The sequence below is a fragment of the Streptomyces sp. NPDC056987 genome (assembly GCF_042673865.1).
Lineage (GTDB): Bacteria > Actinomycetota > Actinomycetes > Streptomycetales > Streptomycetaceae > Streptomyces.
On the sequence record NZ_JBHURV010000002.1, the window covers coordinates 322,771 to 344,262 of the forward strand.

General features: G+C 72.2%; 18 protein-coding genes and 1 pseudogene. 11 read left to right on the plus strand and 8 right to left on the minus strand.

Features of this window, described 5'->3' with window-relative positions; all coding sequences use genetic code 11:
- Positions 1–103 precede the first annotated feature (103 nt).
- Both ACFTZC_RS03755 and ACFTZC_RS03760 read right to left on the minus strand, forming a co-directional pair.
- Positions 104–1,504 carry an MFS transporter gene (locus ACFTZC_RS03755; protein ID WP_382886741.1) on the minus strand — a complete coding sequence of 467 codons (1,401 nt, stop codon included), beginning with the start codon at positions 1,502–1,504 and terminating at the stop codon, positions 104–106.
- 359 nt (positions 1,505–1,863) lie between these two features.
- Positions 1,864–2,310 (minus strand): MarR family winged helix-turn-helix transcriptional regulator, encoded by a 447-nt coding sequence (locus ACFTZC_RS03760; RefSeq protein WP_382886504.1) that lies wholly within the window; start codon positions 2,308–2,310, stop codon positions 1,864–1,866.
- A 151-nt stretch (positions 2,311–2,461) separates the two neighbouring features.
- Between ACFTZC_RS03760 and ACFTZC_RS03765 the strand changes: the two genes are divergently transcribed.
- The gene (locus tag ACFTZC_RS03765; protein ID WP_365810157.1) at positions 2,462–2,644 is read left to right on the plus strand and encodes a ribbon-helix-helix protein, CopG family; all 183 of its coding nucleotides are present in this window, start codon (positions 2,462–2,464) and stop codon (positions 2,642–2,644) included.
- A 41-nt stretch (positions 2,645–2,685) separates the two neighbouring features.
- On the opposite strand, the gene ACFTZC_RS03770 is transcribed toward ACFTZC_RS03765, so the two are convergent.
- Complete coding sequence (locus ACFTZC_RS03770; RefSeq protein ID WP_382886505.1) at positions 2,686–4,140, minus strand: NCS2 family permease; 1,455 nt, start codon at positions 4,138–4,140, stop codon at positions 2,686–2,688.
- A gap of 242 nt (positions 4,141–4,382) precedes the next feature.
- On the opposite strand from ACFTZC_RS03770, the gene ACFTZC_RS03775 reads away from it, so the two are divergent.
- Positions 4,383–4,706, plus strand: a complete 324-nt coding sequence (locus ACFTZC_RS03775) for a DUF2530 domain-containing protein (RefSeq protein WP_382886507.1) — start codon at positions 4,383–4,385, stop codon at positions 4,704–4,706.
- Positions 4,707–4,830: 124 nt separating this feature from the next.
- Positions 4,831–7,452, plus strand: coding sequence for a cation-translocating P-type ATPase (locus ACFTZC_RS03780; protein ID WP_382886509.1), 2,622 nt, complete (start codon positions 4,831–4,833; stop codon positions 7,450–7,452).
- Between the two features lie 163 nt (positions 7,453–7,615).
- Here ACFTZC_RS03780 and ACFTZC_RS03785 read toward each other — a convergent pair whose 3' ends face one another.
- From ACFTZC_RS03785 to ACFTZC_RS03800, 4 genes are all read right to left on the minus strand, one after another.
- Positions 7,616–8,524, minus strand: a complete 909-nt coding sequence (locus ACFTZC_RS03785; protein WP_382886511.1) for an alpha/beta fold hydrolase — start codon at positions 8,522–8,524, stop codon at positions 7,616–7,618.
- A 237-nt stretch (positions 8,525–8,761) separates the two neighbouring features.
- Complete coding sequence (locus ACFTZC_RS03790; protein ID WP_382886512.1) at positions 8,762–9,646, minus strand: DUF5707 domain-containing protein; 885 nt, start codon at positions 9,644–9,646, stop codon at positions 8,762–8,764.
- Positions 9,647–9,914: 268 nt separating this feature from the next.
- The gene (locus ACFTZC_RS03795) at positions 9,915–13,145 is read right to left on the minus strand and encodes a sacsin N-terminal ATP-binding-like domain-containing protein (RefSeq protein WP_382886514.1); all 3,231 of its coding nucleotides are present in this window, start codon (positions 13,143–13,145) and stop codon (positions 9,915–9,917) included.
- 155 nt (positions 13,146–13,300) lie between these two features.
- Positions 13,301–14,089 (minus strand): AraC family transcriptional regulator, encoded by a 789-nt coding sequence (locus ACFTZC_RS03800; protein WP_382886743.1) that lies wholly within the window; start codon positions 14,087–14,089, stop codon positions 13,301–13,303.
- Between the two features lie 185 nt (positions 14,090–14,274).
- On the opposite strand from ACFTZC_RS03800, the gene ACFTZC_RS03805 reads away from it, so the two are divergent.
- The 4 genes and pseudogenes from ACFTZC_RS03805 (at position 14,275) to ACFTZC_RS03820 (ending at position 16,124) form a co-directional block, all read left to right on the plus strand.
- Positions 14,275–14,721: a DUF2000 family protein gene (locus ACFTZC_RS03805; RefSeq protein ID WP_382886516.1), complete on the plus strand. Its 447-nt coding sequence runs from the start codon at positions 14,275–14,277 to the stop codon at positions 14,719–14,721.
- 145 nt (positions 14,722–14,866) lie between these two features.
- Positions 14,867–15,367, plus strand: a complete 501-nt coding sequence (locus ACFTZC_RS03810; RefSeq protein ID WP_382886518.1) for a DUF2975 domain-containing protein — start codon at positions 14,867–14,869, stop codon at positions 15,365–15,367.
- Positions 15,364–15,474: pseudogene (locus tag ACFTZC_RS03815) on the plus strand (helix-turn-helix domain-containing protein); the annotation flags it as partial. The gene ACFTZC_RS03810 and the pseudogene ACFTZC_RS03815, both read left to right, overlap by 4 nt.
- 119 nt (positions 15,475–15,593) lie before the next feature.
- Entirely contained in the window at positions 15,594–16,124 is a 531-nt protein-coding gene (locus tag ACFTZC_RS03820; protein WP_382886520.1) for a DUF6234 family protein, read from the plus strand.
- A gap of 60 nt (positions 16,125–16,184) precedes the next feature.
- On the opposite strand, the gene ACFTZC_RS03825 is transcribed toward ACFTZC_RS03820, so the two are convergent.
- Complete coding sequence (locus ACFTZC_RS03825; RefSeq protein ID WP_382886522.1) at positions 16,185–17,180, minus strand: DUF3027 domain-containing protein; 996 nt, start codon at positions 17,178–17,180, stop codon at positions 16,185–16,187.
- 629 nt (positions 17,181–17,809) lie between these two features.
- On the opposite strand from ACFTZC_RS03825, the gene ACFTZC_RS03830 reads away from it, so the two are divergent.
- From ACFTZC_RS03830 to ACFTZC_RS03845, 4 genes are all read left to right on the plus strand, one after another.
- Positions 17,810–19,252: an MFS transporter gene (locus tag ACFTZC_RS03830; RefSeq protein WP_382886524.1), complete on the plus strand. Its 1,443-nt coding sequence runs from the start codon at positions 17,810–17,812 to the stop codon at positions 19,250–19,252.
- Between the two features lie 27 nt (positions 19,253–19,279).
- On the plus strand, positions 19,280–19,759 hold the full coding sequence (locus ACFTZC_RS03835) for a DUF2771 domain-containing protein (protein WP_382886526.1): 480 nt from the start codon (positions 19,280–19,282) through the stop codon (positions 19,757–19,759).
- 73 nt (positions 19,760–19,832) lie between these two features.
- Positions 19,833–20,585: a futalosine hydrolase gene (locus ACFTZC_RS03840; RefSeq protein WP_382886528.1), complete on the plus strand. Its 753-nt coding sequence runs from the start codon at positions 19,833–19,835 to the stop codon at positions 20,583–20,585.
- A complete protein-coding gene (locus tag ACFTZC_RS03845) occupies positions 20,582–21,463 on the plus strand; it encodes a 1,4-dihydroxy-6-naphthoate synthase (protein ID WP_382886530.1) in 882 nt (293 codons plus the stop codon). Before ACFTZC_RS03840 ends, ACFTZC_RS03845 begins: the two co-directional genes overlap by 4 nt.
- Positions 21,464–21,492: the final 29 nt, after the last annotated feature.

Sequence of the window (21,492 nt, forward strand, 5' to 3'; positions counted from 1 at the left end):
GCGTCAGCAGCAGCCCGGTCTCCTGCTCCTGGGCCTCGTACGACGCGTCGGCGGGGGGCCCCCCCGCGGCCGGGCGGCCCCCCCCCGCCCCCACCGCCGTCGCTCACGCGGCCGTCGCGAGCTGTTCGCGCTCCTTCTTCGGTACGAACTCCATGTGCGGCCGTCCGCCGCGCAGGTCGAGCCGGAGCCGTACCCCGGCCACCCGGGTGAGGACCAGGCCGATCCCCGCGGCCGCGAGGAGGGAGACCACGCCGCCCGTGGCGAAGCCGACGCGGGCGCCGTACGTGTCGGTGACCCAGCCGAGGAGCGGGCCGCCTATGGGGGTGCCGCCGACGAAGACCATCATGTAGAGGCTCAGAACGCGGCCTCTCATCTCCGGGTCCGCGGCCATCTGCACGCTCGTGTTGGCGCTGATGTTCGTCGTCATGCCGATCATGCCGATCGGCAGGAGCAGCAGCGAGAACAGCCAGACCGACGGCGAGAAGGAGACCGCGATCTCCAGCAGGCCGAAGGCCATCGCCGCCAGGATGAGCAGCCGGATCCGGCTGGAGCGGCGGCGGGCGGCGAGCAGGGCACCGGCCAGGGAGCCCGCGGCCATCAGGATGTTGAAGAAGGCATAGAGCCCGGCTCCGCCCTCGTAGACCTCGTGCGCGAACGCCGTCAGCCAGATCGGGAAGTTGAAGCCGAACGTACCGATGAAGCCGATGAGGACGATCGGCCAGATCAGGTCGGGACGGCCGCGCACATAGCGGAGCCCTTCTCTGAGCTGACCCTTCGCGCGCGGTACGCGGACGGATCTGTGCAGCTCGTGCGGGCGCATCAGCAGCAGTCCGACGAGCGGGGCCAGGAAGGAGAGGCCGTTCAGCATGAACGCCCAGCCACTGCCCACGGTGGTGATCAGCACACCGGCGACCGCGGGGCCGATCAGCCGGGCGGACTGGAAGTTGGCCGAGTTGAGGCTGACCGCGTTGCGCAGCCGGTCCGGGCCGACCATCTCGGAGACGAAGGACTGGCGGGTCGGGTTGTCGACGACCGTGACCATGCCGAGCAGGAACGCGAGCAGGTAGACGTGCCAGACCTGGACCTGTCCGGAGAGCGTCAGGACGGCGAGGGAGAGGCCGCACAGGCCGAGCGCGGCCTGGGTGAAGAGGAGGAGCAGCCGCTTCGGGTAGCGGTCGGCGATGACGCCGCCGTAGAGGCCGAAGAGCAGCATCGGCAGGAACTGGAGGGCCGTCGTGATGCCGACGGCGGCGGAGGAGCCGGTGAGGCTCAGGACCAGCCAGTCCTGGGTGACGCGGGACATCCACGTACCGATGTTGGAGACGACGGCGCCCGTCGCGAACAAGCGGTAGTTGCGGATCTTCAGCGAGGAGAAGGTGCCGCCGGTGGCCGGCTCCTTCTCGACGGAGTCGGTGCCTGCGGAGGCGGTGTCTGTGGGACCGGTGCCTGCGGAGTCGGTGCCTGTGGGGACGGTGCCTGCGGGGACGGCGGCCGTGGGGACGATGCCTGCGGGGACGGCGGCCGTGGGGACGATGCCTGCGGCGTCGACGCTCGCGGGGTCGGTGCCTGCGGCATCGGCGGCTATGAGGCCGCTGCCTACGGGATCGGTGCCTGCGGGGTCGTTGCCTGTGAGGTCGGCGCCTATGGAAGCGCCTATGGAGTCGGTGCGGCCGGCGTCGTCGGTACGACCAATGTCGTCGGTACGGCGGGTGCCGTTCGTACAGCCCGTGGAGTCGGGGTCGTCCGCTTCAAGGGTGACGCGGGTGAAGCGGGTGGTGCTGTCGTGGGCGGATTTCGGTGCGGGGGCGGAGTCTGCTCCGGATCCCGTACTCAATGGGGGTTCGCCTCCTTACGGCGCGCGGTCTACAAATGGGCGAGCTTCTCCAGCACGGGAGCGGCAGCGCGCAGCTTCGCCCACTCGTCCTCGTCCAGGCCCTCGGCGAGGGTCGCCAGCCAGACGTTGCGTTTGCGGCGGCTCTCTTCGAGCATCGCCTCCGCCCGCTCGGTCTGGCTGACCACCTTCTGCCGACGGTCGTCGGGATGCGGCTCAAGCCTGACGAGACCTTTCGCCTCCAGCAGCGCCACGATGCGGGTCATCGACGGCGGCTGCACGTGTTCCTTACGGGCCAGCTCGCCAGGGGTGGCCGAGCCACAGCGGGCGAGGGTGCCCAGGACCGACATCTCGGTCGGGGACAGCGACTCGTCCACACGTTGGTGCTTCAGACGCCGGCCCAGCCGCATGACGGCGGAGCGGAGGGCGTTCACGGCGGCGTCGTTCTCGTTGTCGTCACCGTGGGGCAGGTCAGGCATGTATTTAGGGTAACTCATTACCCAAGCTAAATACCACTGGCGTGCCACACCTCTGCCCCACCTCTCCACCAGGTGGCTACATCACTCGTACGAGTGAGACTGGCACGGAAAGCGACTCGCCGCAGCGCACGTTCCCCCGACCCTGGTGCGCATGGGATCGACAGTGCTCAGCCTGCGCATAGACGGTGAGCTGCTCGAACGGCTCCGTCACCATGCCGCCAAACGGGGAATGAGCGTCCAGGACTATGTGACCCGGACGCTCATTCGTGACGACTTCGACGAGCGCTTCAAAGCGGCCGTCGACGAGACGGAGCGGTTCTACGGCGTGCAGTAGCCGGGCCGGCCCGGCCCCGGCCCCGGCCCCCGCAGCACGGCTCAGGTCAGGCCCAGCGCCGGCATCGCGTAGTAGAAGACGAAGACCGCCGAGACGGCGTACAGCGCCGCCGGCACCTCGCGGCCCCGCCCGGCCGCCAGGCGCAGCACGCTGAAGGTGACGAACCCGATGCCGATGCCGTTGGTGATCGAGTACGTGAACGGCATCATCACCATGGCCAGGAAGGCGGGCACGGCGATGGTGAAGTCGCTCCAGTCGATGTCGCGTACGGAACCGGCCAGGATCAGGAAGCCCACCGCGATCAGCGCGGGCGTCGCCGCCTGGGAGGGGACCATCGTCGCCAGCGGGGTGAGGAACAGCGCCACCGTGAAGAGCAGGCCCGTCACGACCGAGGCCAGCCCCGTCCTGGCGCCCTCCCCGACGCCCGCGGTGGACTCCACGTAACAGGTGTTGGCCGAGGCCGAGCCGGCGCCGCCCGCGGCGACCGCGATGCCGTCGACGAAGAGGACCCGGTTGATCCCGGGGAGGTTGCCGTCCTTGTCCATCAGCTTGGCCTCGTCGCCGACGCCGAGGATCGTGCCCATCGCGTCGAAGAAGCACGAGAGCAGCACGGTGAAGACGAACAGCACCCCGGTGAGGATGCCGACCTTCTCGAAGCCGCCGAAGAGGCTGACGTTCCCGATCAGCCCGAAGTCCGGGCTCGCGACCGGGTTGCCAGGCCACTTCGGGGCGGTGAGGCCCCAGCTCGGCACCTTGGCGACCGCGTCGATGATCATCGCGAGCACCGTCATCGCGACGATGGAGATCAGGATCGCGCCCGGCACCTTACGGATGATCAGCGTGAGGGTGAGCAGCACACCGAGGGCGAAGACCAGGACCGGCCAGCCGTGCAGATGCCCGTTGGAGCCGAGCTGGAGCGGCACGGTGGTCTGCGCGACGTCCGGGATACGGGAGACGAATCCGGAGTCGACCAGTCCGATCAGCATGATGAAGAGGCCGATACCGATCGCGATGCCCTTGCGCAGCCCCAGCGGTACGGCGCTCATCACGCGCTCGCGCAGGCCGGTGGCCACGAGCACCATCACCAGCAGACCCGCGAGCACGACCATGCCCATCGCGTCCGGCCAGCTCATCCGGGGCGCGAGCTGCAGCGCGACCACGGTGTTGACGCCGAGGCCGGCGGCGAGGGCGATCGGCACGTTGCCGATGACACCCATCAGGAGCGTGGAGAAGGCCGCGGTCACGACGGTCGCGGTGACGAGCTGACCGTTGTCGAGCTGGTGCCCGTACATGTCCTTCGCGCTGCCGAGGATGATCGGGTTCAGCACGATGATGTAGGCCATCGCGAAGAAGGTGGCGAAGCCGCCCCGTATCTCACGGCCGACCGTGGAGCCACGCTTCGAGATCTTGAAGAAACCGTCGAGCCCGCCGGACGGCTGCCCGGGAGTCGGCGGCTGGGCGTCGGAACCGACCGGAGCGGTGGCCGAGGAGGGCATGCGGAACCTCAGACGTCATACGGGGAAGGGTGCCCCGGACTGGAGTGGTGACTGGAGTGGTCGTGGACTGACGTGGCGGACTGGAGTGGTGGCGGAACTCGATCAGACTTGTATGTTCATTGGATTTCTATTGGATGTTCAAACGAACAAAACAAGACATCCAGAAACCGTTTCAGTATGAACAGATCAAGTGAAGATCGCTATCTCCGCGCGTAGACCCCCGTCCCGCCTACACTGACCCCATGACCGGTTCTATGCCCCAGCGCGCCGCTCCCGAGCCTTTGGAGGGGCCGGTCGTCGGCACCGTCACGGGTGGCACGATCATCTGGTTCGTCCTCTTCCTCGTCCAGCTCCCCTTCTACGGCTGGTACAGCGACCACGGGCACGCCTGGTGGATCTGGACCTGCCTCGCCGGCGCCGGACTCGGGCTCATCGGGATCTGGTACGTACGGGGCCGCGACGCGGCGCTCAAGCGCGCGGCGGCGACCGCCGAAGCGGCGAAGGGGAAGGACGGGTCCGGGAGGGACGGGTCCGGGACGGAGACGTCCGGCCCTGACGGGACCTGAGCCCCTACCGCCCCCACCCGGCCGTACTGCCCAGGGACGATTCCGCGCCCGAACCGTCGTCCCGGGGTCGGATCTTCGCCCTCGCCGGCGGGTGAACGGGCCCTGGTGACCGTACGGTCGGAACATGACGCAGCGGGCGAAGATCAACACCGACGGACCGGAGCCCCCCGGCCCGGAGCCGCACGGCCGCGGATCTCATGGCCCGGCCCCCGCCGGTCCCGGCTCCCCCGCCGGTCCCGGCTCCCCCGCCGGGCCCGCCATCGACGCGGGCGCCGAGCTGGACCCCGTACACCCCATGAAGCCGCCCCGGCCCCGGCCCGCCGGCCGGGGCACCGGGCTGACCGCCGCCGAGGTGGCGGCGCACGTGGCGCGCGGGGAGGTCAACGACGTACCCGTCCGCAGCAGCCGGTCCACCACCGAGATCATCCGCGCCAACGTCTTCACCCGGTTCAACGCGATCATCGGCGTGCTCTGGGTGATCATGTTCTTCGTCGCGCCGATCCAGGACACCCTGTTCGGCTTCGTGATCATCGCCAACACCGGTATCGGCATCATCCAGGAACTGCGCGCCAAGAAGACCCTCGACGGCCTCGCGGTCATCGGTGAGGCCAGACCCACCGTCCGGCGGGACGGCGTCCCCGCCGAGATCTCCACCTCCGAGATCGTCCTCGGGGACCTCATCGAGCTGGGCCCCGGCGACAAGGTCGTGGTCGACGGCGTGGTGGCCGAGGCCGACAGCCTCGAAATCGACGAGTCGCTGCTCACCGGCGAGGCGGACCCGGTGCTGAAACGTCCCGGCGACCCCGTGATGTCCGGCAGCTTCGTGGTCGTCGGCGGGGGCGCCTTCCAGGCGACGAAGGTGGGACGCGACGCCTACGCCGCGCAGCTCGCCGAGGAGGCGTCCCGCTTCACGCTGGTCGACTCCGAACTCCGCAACGGCATCAGCACGATCCTCAAGTACGTCACCTGGATGATGATCCCGACCGCGATCGGGCTCATCCTCAGCCAGCTCGTCGTCAAGCAGAACGACTTCAAGAACTCCATCGCCAGAACGGTCGGCGGGATCGTCCCGATGATCCCCGAGGGCCTGGTGCTGCTGACCTCCGTCGCCTTCGCGATCGGGGTCATCCGGCTCGGCCGGCTCAAGGTCCTCGTCCAGGAACTGCCCGCCATCGAGGGGCTGGCACGGGTCGATGTCGTCTGCCTCGACAAGACGGGCACCCTCACCGAGGGCGGCATGGACGTCAGCGAGCTGCGCCCGCTCGGGGGCGCGGACCCGGCGTACGTACGGAAGGTGCTCGGCGCGATCGGGGAGTCCGACCCGCGCCCCAACGCCAGCCTCCAGGCCATCATCGACGCCTATCAGAGTGAGCGCGGACAGTGGCCGGTGACGGCGGCGCTGCCCTTCTCGTCCGTACGGAAGTACAGCGGCGCCGCGTTCGAGGAGAACGGAGCGGGCGGGGAGAACGGCGGAGGGCCCGCCGGTGGCCGGCCCTCCCGCTGGCTGCTCGGCGCGCCCGACGTACTGCTGCCCACGGGCGATCCGGCCCTCGCCGAGGTCGACCACCTCAACCGGCAGGGCCTGCGCGTCCTGCTGCTCGCCCGCGCCGGTACGGGCGACGGGCGCCCCGGCGGCCACGCGCTCGACTCCCCCGAAGCCGCGTCCGGCGCCGAGGCGACCGCCCTCGTCGTCCTGGAGCAGCGGCTGCGGCCGGACGCCGCCGAGACCCTCGCGTACTTCGCCGACCAGGACGTCTCCGCCAAGGTCATCTCGGGCGACAACGCGGTCTCGGTCGGCGCGGTGGCCGGAAAGCTCGGCCTGTCGGGCGCCGAGCAGACCGTCGACGCCCGGCACCTCCCCGCCGAGCGGGAGCCGATGGCCGACGCCCTCGTCGCCGGGGCGGTCTTCGGCCGGGTCACCCCGCAGCAGAAACGCGAGATGGTCGGCGCGCTCCAGTCACGCGGGCACACGGTCGCGATGACCGGGGACGGCGTCAACGACGTCCTGGCGCTGAAGGACGCGGACATCGGCGTCTCGATGGGCTCGGGCTCGGAGGCGACCCGGGCCGTCGCCCAGATCGTGCTGCTGAACAACAGCTTCGCGACGCTGCCGTCGGTGGTGGCGGAGGGCCGCCGGGTCATCGGCAACATCACCCGGGTGGCGACGCTCTTCCTCACGAAGACCGTCTACTCGGTGCTGCTGGCGATCCTGGTGGCGTGCTTCCAGGTCGAGTACCCGTTCCTGCCGCGCCATCTCACCCTGCTCTCGACACTGACGATCGGCATCCCCGCCTTCTTCCTGGCGCTGGCCCCGAACAAGGAGCGCGCCCAGCCGAACTTCGTGCGCCGGGTGATGCGGTACGCCGTACCCTCCGGCGTCATCGCGGCCCTCGCCACGTTCACCACGTACCTGCTGGCCCGGCACGTCTACGCCGGTCCCGACTCGCTCGGCGCGGAGACGAGCGCGGCGACGCTCACGCTCTTCCTGGTCTCCATGTGGGTGCTGGCGATCGTGGCGCGCCCGTACACGTGGTGGCGGATCTGCCTCGTGGTGTCGATGGGGGTGGCGTTCCTGGTGGTGCTGGCGGTACCGGCGCTTCAGCACTTCTTCGCGCTGAAGCTGGTGGGTACGGCGGTGCCGTGGGCCGCGGTGGGGATCGCGGTGGCGGCGTCGGTGGCGCTGGAGCTGTGCTGGCGGTGGGTGGGGCGCAGGTTCCCGGCACAGGCCCCGGCCTCCCGTGGCTAGGGCCGCGCTCCCGTGGCCAGGTTCGCACTCGGCCGACGCCTGGCACGTACGCCCGACGCGTCGGCCGCCGGGCCCGGACAGCGGAGCTGACCTGGCTCGGCGGCCACCCGTGAGCCCGTGAGACGGTCACCCGTCAGGCTGTCACCCGTCAGGCTGTCGCCCGTCAGGCGGTGGCCTGTGAGGCGACCTCCTTGACGGCGTCGGCGGCGACCTTGGGGGCCTCAAGGTAGATGTAGTGGCCGCTCTTCTCGGCGGTGCTCAGCTCGCTGTTGGTGGACAGCCCCAGCCACGCCTTCTGGCCCTTGGTCCAGTCCTCTTCGAGGCCCGGTCCGTACTCGGGAACCTCCGCGAGGTACTGCACCCCGTGCTGGATCACCCGTACCGGGATGTCACCCGCGGAGCGGACCTTCCCGTCGGTGAAGACGAGCTGTTCCGGGTTCTCCCCCGCGAACACCCCGAGGGTCTGGGCGCGCAGCTCGCCGGCCGGACCGGTGGCGGACTCGGGGATCCGCTTGGTGAGGTCGCCGACAGCGGTGGGAGAGGTACTGTCCAGCAGGACCAGGCCCTTGACCCGGTCCTGGTGGTCGGGGGCGTACCTGGCGGCGATCAGCCCGCCCATGGAGTGCCCGGCCAGGACGGCCGGCCCGTCCCCGGCGACCCGGTCGAGCACGCCGGTCAGGATCTTGCCGATGTCGTCGTAGTCCTGGGGGCCGTCCGGCTTGTCGCTGGCGCCCGCGCCGAGCCGGTCGTACGAGCAGACCCGGCCGTCGGCGCTCAGCGTCTTCTGGAAGTCGGCCATCTTCGTCAGGTCGTCGCCCCCGCCGTGCAGCAGGACGACGACGGGCCGGTCACCGGCCTGGTTGCCGGTGCAGGAGACGTTCACCGAGTGCTTCCCGACCTTGATCTTCTCGGTCCCGGTGAGCGGGGCCTCGCCGGTCGCGGAGGCACCGGAGGACGATCCCGCCTCCGGCTTCGCGCCCGTCGTCGGGTCCTCGCAGCCGACGAGCCCCACACCTGCCACGGCGAAACAGAGCGCCAGTGCGGCGGATGTCCTGGTCTTCTTGCGGGTCACGGCTTCCTCCAACGGGGGGTACTGGCCGTCACGTTCGACGACGTGACAAACACTAGAAACGCCCGCTGCCGCAATCCATGCGTCTGTGCCCCCTGTTCTCAGGGGGGCTAGCAACACTGTCCGTCCGTGCCGGTGGATGCCCTCGGATGCCCTTGGAGGCAACGGTGAAGGCAACACGGACGGCAGTAGTGACCGAAGGGGCCCGGCGGTTGCCGGACCCCTTCCTGTCGACGGGAACTACTTCACGGCGACGTAGTCACCGGTGGCGTTGACCGCGGGGGTCGAGGCCGTACCGGCGAAGCTCCAGCGCCAGTAGCCGGCGGCCGTGGTCTTGGTCGTGGTGGTCTTCAGCGTGCCGGTGCCGGAGGTCTTGACCGTCTTGACGTCGGTGTAGGTCTTGCTGTCCTTCTTACGGAACTGGAGCTTCACCGTCTGCGTGGCGTAGCCCTTGTAGGTGCCGGTCTCCCAGTTGGCGCGCGACAGCTTGCCGGTGACCGTGAGGGTCTTGCCCTTCTTCACGGGCTCCGGGGAGGCGTTGACGGTGAGCTTGGAGAGCCGCTGGAAACGGATCTTGGTGTACTTGTCGTTGTAGGCGTCCGAACCGTCCTTGGCCAGCACGGCGGCGCCCACGTTCCAGTACGTGGCGTCCGTGTTGATCAGCAGGAGCGGGTCGACCGTGACGGTCAGCGTGCAGGTCGAGGTGGTCGCACTGGCCGCCTTGCACTTGGCGTTGTCCTCGTTCTGACCGAAGCCGAAGGCGTCGTCGTCATCGAGGCTCTTGCCGATCCAGAGGAGCGTGCCGGCGTCGGCGATGCCCGAGGCATGGGACGCGGTGATCGCGACGGTGACCTTCTTGGTGGCGGTGGTGCCGACGACGATCGGCTTGCCGCCGTTCACCACGGTCTTGGTGATGACCGGGGCCGCGGCGGCCTTCGCCGCGGCCGTGAGCCACTTGGCCTTCGGCGCGGCGGCGGCGCCGCGCTGGGCGGCGAAGCCGTACTCCGGTGCGGACGGGCGGTCGCCGCGGTCGCCGCCGGGCTGCGCGGCCTGGGAGGCCGGCACGGCGAGAGCGGACAGGGCCAGGGCGCCGGAGACGGCGGCGACAGTGGCACGAATACGCATGCGTTCCCCAAGTGGAGAAGGGGCCCCGCGATGCGTCGTCCGTACGGCGGGGCCCATCTGGTCTGTGAGCCTGGTGACTCGACAGACCAGACCGGGCACGGACGTGAATAGTTGTACGGAATCATGGCTTTTTTGCGAAGATCGAAAATCAGCCGATTCACCGACCCGGGACCGATTGCCCATCCCCAGCCCTATCCCCGGCCCGACGCCCGGTCCGCGGACCGGTTACGGGTCCGCAGCCCGGCAGATCGGTCGGTCGCCTCCCGGCTCAGTCGAACCAGCGGTCCCTGGCCAGTTCCTCCGTCCGCGACAGGTCCTCCAGCAGCGCCGCCACCTCGAAGCGCCGCGGCCACTGCCCCGCCGCCCAGGCGAGCCCCGCCGCCACGCCCTCCAGCGTCGCCGCGTGCAGCACCCCGTCCGGGGTACGGCGCCAGTCCAGCTCGACGCCGCCCGCGACCAGTTCCTCGTGCTCGACGTACGTGGCGGGCGTGGCCGGGCCGAGCAGGGCGCGGACCGCGTCGGGGACGTCGTGCTCCTCGCCGCCGGCCGCCGCCTCCCCGGTCACCTCGGCGACGACGGTCTCGCTGAGCCGCCGCACCTGGAGCAGCTCCGCCAGCTCGGCGGAGCGGGCCGGCGCGACCGGCAGCAGCGGCAGCCCGCCCGCCAGGGGCAGCAGGTCGGGGGCGTCCGCGATCACCGCGTCCGCCGCGTCGACCACCCGCACCTCGCCGTCGACCACGGCGCGCAGTTCGTCCGGCAGGGTCACCTGGTCCGGATCGAGGTCGGCCAACGCGGTGTAGAGCGCGTGCAGTTGTCCGGCGCCGACCTCGCGCTCCGGGTCCGCGAGCCGGCCCAGCAGCTCGGCCGCGCCGCCGGGCTCGTCCAGCAGCGCGGCGACGGAGGTCCGTACGCCGAGGGCGCGCAGCACCTGCGCGTCGTCGAAGCCGGTCGCGTCGACCGCGTCGTACAACCCGGCGAGCAGCGGGTCCCCGGCCGCGGAGCGCAGCCCCGCGGGGCGCCGCCCGTCGAGCACGGGGTGGTCGCGCAGCCACCACGCGGTGTACGAACGCACGCTCTCCGTGGTCCCGTCGGGCAGCAGGATCCGTACGGACTGGGTGAGCGCGTCGCGCAGCGGCGGCCGGGCGAGCAGCGCCAGCGCCTGCGGCCACGCCTCGTCGTCCACCAGGTCCAGGTCGCGTACGGCCACGATCTCCGTGGCGACCGGCGGTACGGGCGTGTCGGGCAGCCGGTCCAGGACGTCCTCGCACCAGACGTCGACGGCGTCGAGCAGCCCGGCGTCGTCGGGCTCGGCGAAGTCGCCCTCCCTGGGCTCCAGTTCGTCGGGGTCGAGGACGACATCCGTGGCGCGCACGAGGGCGAAGTCGGCGAGGACGCCACAGGCGGCAAGCGGCTGCTCGCCCCAGCGTTCCGCCAACTCGGCGTCACAGAAGGCCAGTTCGTCAGCCCGCAGAACGGAGGCGAACGCGCTTCCCGGCAGCACGAGTTCACCGGCCGGTGCCAGCTCGCCGTCCTCGTCGGTCAGCGCGAGGGCACCCAGCCAGGGTTCGTCGCCCGCCTCAAGTCCCGCGTCCCGTACGAGGGTCAGCACCAGCTCGGCCAGTTCCTCGGCGTCCGGGGTGGTGGCGTCCTCGTCCCACACCTCGCCCGCGTCGAGCGACGCGGCGACCGCCGTCCGTACCTGAGGGGTCGTCAGGACGGCGCGGGGCGTGGCCGGGAGCGCGCCCAGCTTCTCCAGCAGGGGGTGGGCGGCCTCGGGGTGGGCGACCTTCAGCCCGAGCCGCGCGAGGTCGGCGGTGGCACCGGGGGACGCGGCCCCGTCCTCGCCGGGCAGCGGGAGCAGCACCTGGCGCGGCCCGATCGTCGTACGGCCGTTCGCCAGCGGGACGGGCAGCCCGGAGAGCCGGTCGGCGTCCACGCCCGCGAGGGATTCGTACAGCCGGTACCACCAGGCGGGCGGCCGTTCGACGCCCGCGATGCGCTCGATGGCGTCACCGAGGGGCAGCCGGCCGACGCCGAGCGTACGCAGCTCCGTGCGGCGTTCGAGCCCGGCGGGCAGCAGGGTGGGCAGCACCTCGGCGAGCACCTGTACGGTGTCCGCGCCCGCGCCCTCCACGACCTCCGCCTCGAAGGGCCGCAGCGCGGTCGGTCCCTCCTCCTGCTCGTCCCCCGGGGCAGCCGGCGCCGCCGGGGTCAGGAAGGCGATGCGCGGCAGCCGCTCCAGGATCGCGGCGCGCAGGCTCCCGTCCAGCTCGCCCTTGCCGAGCGGGCCAGGTACGAGGTCGAGCAGGCCGGTGGAGTTGGGCTGCCAGCCGGCGAGCAGTTCGGCGTACGCGTCGGCGGCGCGCGCGACGAGGAAGTCGGTGAGCGGTCCCGGCGCGGGGTGGCGCCGGGTGGTGTCCAGCGGCAGCGTGGCGATCAACAGGGCGGGTACGCCCAGGGGTTCGTCCGTGGGGGTCGGGGCGTGCACGACCGGCGCGGTACGCGGCCGGGCCGGGGCGCCCTCGGCGTCCACGGGCACGGCCCAGGTGACGGCCCAGTGCGGGCGCAGCCGCTCCTCCACGGGCCGCCCTTCGAGGAGGGTGGCCCCGGTGGCGCCGTGGTGGCTGACCACCCGCCAACGGCGCGCCTCACCACCGGAGTCGGCTTCGCCGGAGCCCACGCTGCCGGAGCCCATGCCGCCCGGATGCACGCCGCCCGGCCCCGCACTGTCGTGCACGACGACGTACGACGCGTCCTGCGTACGGCGCAACACCCGTTCCCCGTCGGGGGTTTCGACGACGACCTCGGCGAGGCCCGGGAGGGTCAGCAGCAGCGCGTCGTCGATCCCGGCGAGCAGCCGCGCCACGAGATCGGCCGCGGCGGCGTCGCGCAGCGGCAGGATGACGACGGTGTCGTAACCGTCGGGTGCCGTGCCCTCGGCGGGCAGCGGCAGCCGCAGCAGCGGTACATGGCCGTCGCGGCGCCGCAGTTCGTCCCCGAGGCCGGGGCTGGCCTGCGCGGTGATCCCGGCCAGCTCGCGGGCCTCGGCGAGGGACCAGCGGACACCGCCGTGCCGGCCGATGACGGCGGGCTCGTCGCTGACCGCGAGCACGGCGGCGAAGCCGACACCGAACCGCCCCACCGCGCTCTCGTGCCCCTCGCGCTTGGCGGAGGCGCGCAGGGTGGACAGGGACTCGACGCCGGTCGCGTCGAGCGGCGCGCCGGTGTTGGCGGCCACCAGCACGGCGGGCCCGTCGGCGGTCGCGGGCCGCAGGGTCAGCCGCAGCCGGCCCTCGACCCCGGCGCGCGCGGCGGCGTCGGCGGCGTTCTGGGCCAGCTCGACGACGAGCCGGTCCCGGTAGCCGCCGAGGGCAAGGTCCTCCTCGGCGTTGGCATCCTCACGGAACCGTGCGGGGCTGGCCCCCCACGCGTCCAGCACCCCACGCCGCAGCCGCGCCGTCCCGAACGGGTCGGCCCCCTCGGTCGTCCTGACGCTCACGCTGTGACTCCGCTCTGTTCTGGTCGAGTACGGCGCTCTGTCTGTCTCCGCGTACGGGCACAGAACGTACCGCGCGGCGCGCCCCGGTGGCGGTGCGGGGCGCGTCCTGACGGCGGTGCGCCCCCTTCCCTCCTACCCCTCTCCCGTCCCCCTCCTCAGGCGGGTGCGCCGGCGGCCCGTCCGAAGACACCGGGGGTCACACCGAACGACCGGACGAACCACCGGTGGAAGTGTGCCTGGTCGGCGAAGCCGGAGAGCGCGGCGGCGTCGGCCGCCGACCGGCCCGCGGCGAGGAGGGTGCGGGCCTTGCGCAGCCGGAGGAGGCGCTGGTAGTCGCTGGGCGGCATCCCGTACACGGCGCGGAAGGCCCGGTAGAGGGCGAACCGGCTGCACCCGGCCGCGTCCGCGAGGTCCTGCGCGGTCAGCTCACGCTCGTACGCCTCGTCCAGCAGCGCCCGCACCCGGTGGGCCGCGGCGGTCTGCCCGCCGCCGGACAGCTCGCGGGGCACGGCGGAGCCCGTACGCGACGACGCGTTGCGGCGCACCATCGCCGTCACGGCGGCGGTCAGCCGCTCCTCCCGTACGAGCGGATCGGCGCCGCCGACGAGCGCGGGGTGGAGTCGGCGCAGCGCGCGGGCGAGCACGGGGTCGTCGACGACGGGCCGGTCGAAGAGCGGCATGCGGGCGCGGCCCCCGGTGATGTCGTCGAGCACGTCCCGGACGACCTCGGGCCCGATGTGCATGATCCGGTACGTGAAGCCCAGCTCCTCGGCGGCCTCGCCGTCATGCGGGTCGTCCGGGTTGAACGCCATGATCATCCCCGCGCTGCTGGTGTGCCCGCCGCCCCGGCAGCGGAAGCGCTGGGCGCCGGACTCGGTGACGGCGAAGGAGTACGCGTCGTGGCTGTGCAGGTGGAAGACATGGCGGACGAAGTGGGCGTGCATGGCCTCCAGCGGCCGGTGCGGGTCACGCCAGTAACGGGCCCAGTCGTCATGGCCGGCGCCCTGGCCGCCCTGGCCGTCCCGTTCATCCCGCCTGTCCTGTCCGTCCTGCTTGTTCATACGCCCAGTCTGCCGCGCCGCACGAGCGTTCAAGACGGCGTTCCACCCACTGGACGAGACTCGCGGGTATGACAACGAGCACGCCCGTTCCCTCCGGGACCCCCTTCCGGTTCGACACCAAGATCGCCGTCATCGTCCGCGAGGACCTCGCCGTATGGCAGAAGCTGAACGTGACGGCCTTCCTGGCCAGCGGCATCGCCCACGCCCAGGACGACATCATGGGCAAGCGGTACGAGGACGCCTCCGGCAACGACTACCTCCCGCTGCTCCGCGAACCGGTCCTCTGCTTCACCGCCGACGCCCCCACCCTGACCCGCAGCCACGCCCGCGCCCTCTCCCGCGCCGTACCCACGGCCCTCTACACGGCGGAGATGTTCGCCACGGGCAACGACGACGACAACCGGGCGGCGGTCCGCGCGGTCCCGGCGGACGCCCTGGACCTGGTGGGCCTGGCGGTCCACGGCCCGCGCAACGTCATCGACAAGATCGTCAAGGGCCTGAAGCTGCACGGCTAGGACCGACACCCACGCCGATGCGCTACCCGGGGGGTGCCGTGGGGCCGCGATGGGGGTGCCCCGGTGGCGCGTTGGTTGGCCGGGCCCGCCCCCAGCGACACCCGGATCGATTGACTTTCGATAGATAGCCATCGATGATCGATGCATGAATCAGCTCTTCATCGGCGCGCTCCGCGTCGGTATCGCCGTGGCGATCCTGGTCGGTCTCTTCGGCCAGATCGTGGTCATCCCGACGACCGCGGCCGACGAGGTCGACCGCTTCCCGCCTTACGAGCCGTTCGCCGTGCCGTACGCGGCCGTGGCCGTCGTCGGGGTCGTCTGCGTCCAAATCGCGCTCGTCGCCACGTGGATGCTGCTCGACATGGTCAGCCGGGATGCGATCTTCACGCCGCGGGCCTTCCGGTGGGTCGACGTCATCATCGGGTCCTCGCTCGTGGCGACGCTGCTGGCGCTCGGGGTCACCGGACATCTGGCCGTGGCCGACATCCCCTCGCCCTACGGCGACACCATGCAGGCCATCGGCGCCCTGGGCACGGCGGCCGGGTGCGTCGGCGTGGGGGCGGCGTTCGCGATGCTCGTCGTCGTCATGCGGGGTCTGCTGCGCAAGGCGACGGATCTGCAGACCGAGATCGCCGAGGTCGTCTGACGGCGATCATCATCGACCTCGACGTCCAGCTCGCCGAACGCAACCTGTCGGTCGGCGAGTTCGCCGCCGCCGTCGGTATCACGCCCGCGAACATCGCCGTGCTGCGCTGGGTGCCCGACGACGAGACGCCCTAGCCGTACGGGGGTGGGCACCGGGCGGGCCGCGGTCCGGTCTCGGTTCGGCGTACGCGGGCGTGGAAGGGGAGGCTCCGTACGAACGTACGGGCATGACCTTCCCTCCTGGCTCCCGTGCACCGCTTCCGCCGGAGACGAGCGGGGGCGGGGGCGCGGGCGGCGGGGGCTGTGTGGCCGCGCTCGTGCTGATCCTGGAGATTCCCGTCGCCCTGGTGACAGGCGTCCAGCTCGGGCTGCGTGAGTGGGCGCGGTCGGGGGCGGTCGGGAGGAAGGCCGGGGACGTACCCGAAGTGCCCCCGATGGACTGGGTGCCGACGCTCTGGTGCGGGGCGTTCACGCTGGGCGCGCTGACCGTCGCCGTGGTCTTTCTGCGGAGCGCGCACCCGTACGCGGGCGGCATCCAGTTGTGTATCGCCGCGTTCGCGCTGCTCGTCACCCTCGGCGTCTGGAACGACGCGTACGACCGCGCCCATCCGGCGCCGCCACCGCCCTGCCCGACCCGCGCCGGGGTGCTCTGCGCAGAGAACACGGAGAACACGGGAGGCACGGAGGACCCCGGCCGCTCGGGGCACCAGTGCCGGAGCGGCGGGGACAGCCATGAGTGCGTGGACAGCGGGGGGTGAGGGGGCCGGGAAGGGTGTGTACGGGGTCGGATCGGCCGCCCTCGCCCCGCACCCGCACGCCTACGAGTGGCCCAGGTCCTCCGTGTCGCCGTCCGGCGCGGCGCCCGTCAGGACCGAGCCGCTGTCCCTCGCCGGGCGGAGCGGGAAGGCGTCCGTGCCCACCGAGTCCAGGACCGGCGGCGCCGGGCGCAGGGGCTTGGGCATGACGGCCGCTTCCGAGTGGCCGCCGCAGCCGTACGCCAGGGAGACGACGCGGCCGTCCGCCGGGGAGAACTCGTTCGCGCAGACGCCGAACGCCTGGCGCAGCGAGCCCGCCAGCGGCAGCAGGAAGCCGCAGGAGACGCAGGGCGCGGGGGCCGCCTGAGCCATGGGGGTCTTCGCGCCGAAGGACTCGTCCCAGCGGTCCGCCGCCACGTGCAGCCCGTAGCGGGAGAGGACCCGCGCCCGGCGCATGCCCAGCTCCTCCGCGACCGCCGCGATCGTGGCGCGCACCGGTACGGTGCCGGGCCCGCCATCGGTGCCGGGAGCGGCCGGTCCACCGGCGGCATCGGCAGTATCGACGGCGTCGGCGGCCACCTCGGCCGCGTCCTCCGCCTCGACCAGGTCCGCGAGGTTCTGCGGGGTCACCTCCGGTACGACGGCGGAGTTCGGCGGCGGCATGTCCTCGCCCGAGTAGCCGGGCTCCAGGCGCAGATCCTCCGCCTCCGTCGGCAGCAGATCGCCGGGGCCCATGTCGCCGGGGCGCAGCCGCTCGCTCCAGGGCACCCACTCGGGGGCGAGGAGGGAGTCCGGGCCGGGCAGCAGCACCGTTTCGTCCAGCGTGACGATCTTCGCGCGGGAGGCGCGCGCGACCGTCACCGCCCAGCGCCAGCCCCGGTAGCCGGGCTCCTTGCACTCGAAGAAGTGGGTGACGACCCTGTCCCCGTCAGCCACCGCCGAGACATGTTCCCCGACCACCCCGGGCGCGGCGGCCTCCTCGGCAGCCGACCGGGCGAGGTCTACCGCCTCGGCGCACAGACGGTCAGGGATTCGGCTTCGCGTCGTCGCAGCACTCACAGGTCTCGCTTCTCTCCTACGCCGTCTCACGGGTGCGCCGGCCGAATCGCGATGTACGAGCCGAGGGCGGAGCGGACCAGAGGGCCGCATCGACGTCCACGCCCGATCTCTCCTCGGGCACGCCTACTGTCATCCATTCTGCGGGATGACAAAGAGGCGCGCGGCCGAGAACAACCGCCGGTGGCGCGCTACGCACGCTACCCCCTCCGCCGCCCGCCGCCCACCTGCGCGTCGTCTTTCCCGTACTTCGGGCCACTCCGCAACCAGCCCGTAACCCGGCGGACCCCCACGGTGACGTGCGAAGGGGCCCTCGGGGCCGGCCGGGCGAGTCGGCCCGCCACCGTACGGTACGGGCGCGGCGCGGCCGGGGACGTGCGGCGGAGCGCCGCGGGGAGCACCGGGCCGCGGGGAGACCGCGGGGGTGACCGGATCCCGACTCCCGCCCGTGGGTACGCGTATCCCGCCCGCGGGTACGCGTACGTGTCGCGTACCTGTGCGGCGTGCCGCGTCGCGCGAACCCGTGTACGTGTGCGGCGGGCCGCCCGGGGCAGACGCCACCGGGTGAACGCCCCACGGCCCACGGATGACCCCCGCCGACTCCTCCGTCATGGCACCGTCACGGCCCCGTCATGCGCGAGATCGGTTCGCGCCTGGGGCCCTTGGGGCACTATGACGGGGTGGCAGCCGTAAGGTCGTCCGACGCCCACGCGTCCGGCGGTCCGCTCCGGAGGACCGGGCGGGCGGTCGGCCGAGCGCTGCGCCTGCCGTTCACCGCGGCGGCGCGCGGGATCCGGAAGGCGACCCACGCGCACGGGGCGGGCGAGTCCGGGCTCGGCAAGCTGATCGAGCTGCACGCCGTGAACGGCGCGGGCGATGTCATGATCACCGTCGCGCTCGCCTCGACGGTCTTCTTCTCCGTGCCGACCGACGAGGCGCGCGGCCGGGTCGCGCTGTACCTCGCCGTCACCATGGCGCCCTTCACCCTGCTCGCCCCGGTCATCGGCCCGCTCCTCGACCGCCTTCCGCACGGCCGCCGCGCCGCCATGGCCGCCGCCATGCTGACCCGTGCCGTCCTCGCGATCGTCATGTCCACCGCGGTGATCACCGGGAGCCTGGAGCTGTATCCGGCGGCGCTCGGGGTGCTGGTCGCGTCGAAGGCGTACGGGGTCGTCCGCAGCGCGGTCGTGCCCCGGCTGCTGCCGCCGCGCTTCTCGCTCGTACGCGCCAACTCCCGTGTCACGCTCGCCGGTCTGCTGGCCACCGGCGTCGCGGCGCCGATCGCCGCCGGGCTGCACATGATCGGGCCGCGCGGGCCGCTGTACGGGGCCTGTGTGATCTTCCTCGGCGGTGCGGTCCTGGCGTTCACGCTGCCGCCGACGGTGGACTCGGCGAAGGGGGAGCGCAAGGCCCGGCTCGTCCCCGTCCCCCACACCCACCCCCACGGCGGGGGCGACCGGGCCGGCAAGGAGCGGCGGCCCAGCCTGCGGACGGTCGGCCCCTCCGTGCTCCACGGACTCCAGGCCAACGCCTCGCACCGCGCCCTCTCCGGCTTCCTGACCTTCTTCCTCGCCTTCCTCCTGCGCGAACACCCGCTCGCCGGCCAGAGCGCCGCCGTCTCCCTCGGCATCGTGGGCGTCGCGGCAGGCGCCGGGAACGCGCTCGGTACGGCCGTCGGCGCGTGGCTCAAGGCACGCGGCCCCGAGCTGATCATCGCGACGATGCTGGCCATCGCCCTCTCCGCGGCGATCCTGGCGGCGCTGCTCTTCGGCGGGCTGATGATGGCGGTGCTCTGCGCGATCGCCGGGTTCTCGCAAGCGCTGTCGAAGCTGTCGCTGGACGCGGTGATCCAGCGCGACGTGCCGGAGGAGGTGCGGACGTCCGCGTTCGCGCGCTCCGAGACGCTGCTCCAGATGTCGTGGGTGGTCGGCGGCGCGATCGGCATCGCGCTGCCGCTCAACGGGGTGCTGGGGATGGGCGTGGCCGCGGGCATCGTGGGGCTGGGGGCGCTCATGGCCGTACGGGGACTGCTGAGCGGGGCGCGGCGCGGCTCGCCGCACCCGCGTGTGGCGTGAGCCGGGGCGACCGATAGCCTTCGGCCCATGACCGTTGCGTTCTTCTCTGGTAGGTACCGCCGGGCCGGCGTCGCGCTCGGCGCGGTGTCCGCCGGACTCCTCGTCCTCGCCGCCTGTGAAAAGCCGACGCCGCTCGCGACCGTGACGGTCAACAGCGACTCGGTCAACACCGAGGCGGCCTGCTACAACGACGGCAAGGCCATCAAGGAGGCGGACATGCAGCCTTGCCTCAACAAGAAGGCCGAGAAGACGATCACGGTCGCCGTGGACGACAAGATCCGCTTCGGCGTCGACCCGGAGATCGCGGAGCGCGGCTGGACGCTCTTCATCAACGGCCAGCCGGCCGAGCAGGAGCCGTACAAGAAGACGTACCGGTCCATCCCGGCCAGCGCGTTCTTCTCCAGCCAGACCGGTCAGACGACCAACGAGACGCAGGTCAGCGTGGTCGAGACGACGGGCAAGAGCCTGACGGGCGTCTGGCACTTCGAGTTCAAGAAGAGCTCCTGAGCCCTCTCCCGTCCTGTCCTGAGCCGTCTCCCGCACTGACCCGTCTCCCCGCAGCCGTCCGAGAGGTTCCGCCATGCGTGTACTCGTCGTGACAGCGGTGGCGGCGGAGGCCGAGGCCGTGGCCGCCGGGCTCGCCCGGTACGCGGCCAGTGGCGTACGGGAGCTGACCGGCGGGTACGAGATGGCGGGCCACGCCCAGTACACGCCGCGGCCCGGCTCCGTGCAGATACCGGTGGTGGACGTGCTGGCGGGCGGGGTCGGCCCGACGGCCGCCGCGGTCGCCACGGCGACGGCGCTGGCGTCCTCCCCGTACGACCCTCCGTACCACCTCGTCGTCTCGGCCGGGATCGGCGGCGGCTTCCTGCCGCACGCCCCGGTCGGTTCGCTCGTCGTCGCGGACTCGATGGTCGCGGCCGATCTGGGCGCGGACTCCCCCGACGGGTTCGCCGCCGTCGAGGAGCTGGGCTTCGGCCGCTCCGTACGGCGTCCTCCGGCGGAACTGGCGGCCAGGATGGCGGCGGTGCTGAGCACCGACCCGGCCGTCCCGGTGCTCCTCGCGCCCGTCCTGACCGTCTCGACCGCGACGGGCACCGCCGCGCGCGCGGCGGAGCTGACCGCGCGTCATCCGCGGGCCGCGGCGGAGGCGATGGAGGGGTACGGGGTCGCGGAGGCCGCCGCGGTCCACGGCGTACCGTGTACGGAGGTCCGCGCGATCTCGAACGTCGTCGGCCCGCGCGACCGCGCGTCGTGGCGGATCGGCCGGGCGATGGAGTCGCTGCGGCACGCGTTCACCCTGCTCACCCCCGTTTTCGAGGAGCCGTCATGACGCCCTCCGAGCCGTCCCCGTCTTCGTCTCCCGCCGCCGCGCCGCTGCGGATCGCGTACTCGCCGTGCCCGAACGACACGTTCGTCTTCGACGCGCTGGCGCACGGCCGGGTGGCGGGGGCGCCGGAGCTGGACGTCACGTTCGCGGACATCGACCTCACCAACGGCATGGCGGAGCGCGGCGAGTTCGACGTACTGAAGGTCTCGTACGCCGTACTGCCCTGGATCCTCGACGAGTTCACCCTCCTGCCCTGCGGCGGCGCCCTCGGCCGCGGCTGCGGCCCCCTGGTCCTCACGAAGGAACCGGGCACCGACCTGACCGGGAAGACCGTCGCCGTGCCGAGCGAGCGCTCGACGGCCTATCTGCTCTTCCGGCTGTGGGCGGCGGACGTGGTGCCCGGCGGGGTGGGCGAGATCGTCGTGCTGCCCTTCCACGAGATCATGCCGGCCGTACGGGAGGGCAAGGTGGACGCCGGACTCGTCATCCACGAGGCGCGCTTCACGTACCGGAACTACGGGCTGCACAGCCTCGCCGACATGGGCGAGCACTGGGAGTCCACGACGGGCCTGCCGATCCCCCTGGGCGCGATCGTCGCGAAGCGCTCCCTGGGTACGGAGACGCTGCGGCTGCTGGCGGATTCGGTCCGCCGGTCGGTCCGGATGGCCTGGGACGACCCGGAGGCGTCGCGCCCGTACGTCCAGGAGCACGCCCAGGAGATGGATCCGGCGGTCGCGGACCAGCACATCGGCCTGTACGTCAACGAGTTCACCGCGGACCTCGGCGAGGACGGCTACGCCGCCATCCGCGGCCTCCTCACCCGCGCGGCGGCCGAGGGCCTGGTCCCGCCCCTCCCGGCGGGTGCGCTGGACTTCGGCTGAGCGCGGAGCGCAGAGGCCGGGAAGGGCCG